The 1,311-nt window shown below is 68.6% G+C and carries 1 protein-coding gene; it reads left to right on the top strand.

Translation table 11 applies throughout. From position 1 onward, the window contains the following. The first annotated feature begins 84 nt into the window (after positions 1–84). The gene (locus EIM47_RS15605) at positions 85–1,305 is read left to right on the top strand and encodes an ISL3 family transposase (protein ID WP_125077419.1); all 1,221 of its coding nucleotides are present in this window, start codon (positions 85–87) and stop codon (positions 1,303–1,305) included. Positions 1,306–1,311 lie beyond the last annotated feature (6 nt).

Here is a 1,311-nt window from a genome sequence, read left to right as displayed (position 1 = left end):
GGTTCTTCTCCCAACTAAGGGGAGAGAGGCACACGGCCGACCCGGCAGACTTGCTGGTGTCGAAGCAACAAACTGGGGCCGGCCGTGGCCGAGTTGGATTGTATGTCCCCGCTGGGAGGCTGGGCGGGATATGGCGTAAGCCGCTGGCATCGCGAGCCGCGCGGCGGCCAACGCTGGCTGGTGATCGAGCTTGATCCGCAGGAGGGCGTGCGGCGTTGCTGCAGCGGCTGCGGCCAGCCCGTGGCGGCGATCCACGACCGCACGGTGCGGCGGATCCGCGACCTGCCGGTGTTCGAGGAGTCGGTGGAGCTGCGGGTGCAACGGCTGCGCCTGGCCTGCCCGCGCTGTGGTCCCCGGCTGGAGCAGTTGGACTGGCTGGACCGGCATGCCCGGGTGACCCGGCGCCTGGCCCGCAGCGTGGCGCGCCTGTGCGCGGTCACCTCGGTGCGGCACGCCGCGCAGTGGCATGGCCTGGACTGGAAGACGGCCAAGGCCATCGATTACCGGCACCTGGAGCGCACGCTGGGGCCACCGGACCTGGACGGGGTGCGGTTGCTGGCCATGGACGAGTTCGCGATCCAGAAGGGCCATCGCTACGCCACGGTGGTGGTCGATCCGCAGCGCAAGCGAGTGTTGTGGGTGGGCCGCGGCCGCAGCCGGGCCGAGGTGCGTCCGTTCTTCGAACTGCTGGGTCCGCAGCGCTGCGCGCAGATCCAGGCGGTGGCCATGGACATGAACACCGCCTATGACCTGGAGGTGCGCCAGCACTGTCCCAACGCCGAGGTGGTCTACGACCTGTTCCATGTGGTGGCCAAGTACGGCCGCGAGGTGATCGACCGGGTCCGGGTGGACGAAGCCAACCGGTTGCGTGGCGACACGCCCGCCCGGCGCGTGGTGAAGACCTCGCGCTGGCTGCTGCTGCGCAACCGGGAGAACGTACCGGCGGACAAAGCCGTGCACCTGGACGAACTGCTGGCAGCCAACCGCGCCTTGCTCACCGTCTACCTGCTCAAGGACGACCTCAAACAGTTGTGGCGATATCGCAGCCGCGCCTGGGCGTTACGCGCCTGGAAGCAGTGGAAGCGCCGCGCCCTGCGCAGCGGGCTGGAGCCGCTGAAGATCTTCGTCCGGCGCCTGGAGCCCTACCTGCCCGGCATCCTGGCCCACTGCCGGTGGCCGCTGGGCACCAACCTGGTCGAGGGCATCAACAACAAGATCAAGGTCATCAAGCGCATGGCCTACGGCTTCCGCGATGACGCCTACTTCTTCCTCAAGATCCGGGCGGCCTTCCCCGGAGTTGGGTGAAGAACC

The sequence above is a fragment of the Pseudoxanthomonas sp. SGT-18 genome, assembly GCF_003931645.1.
Taxonomy (GTDB): Bacteria; Pseudomonadota; Gammaproteobacteria; order Xanthomonadales; family Xanthomonadaceae; genus Pseudoxanthomonas.
The sequence above is the reverse complement of the archived record's forward strand: the minus strand, read 5'-3'. Positions and strand labels throughout refer to the sequence as shown.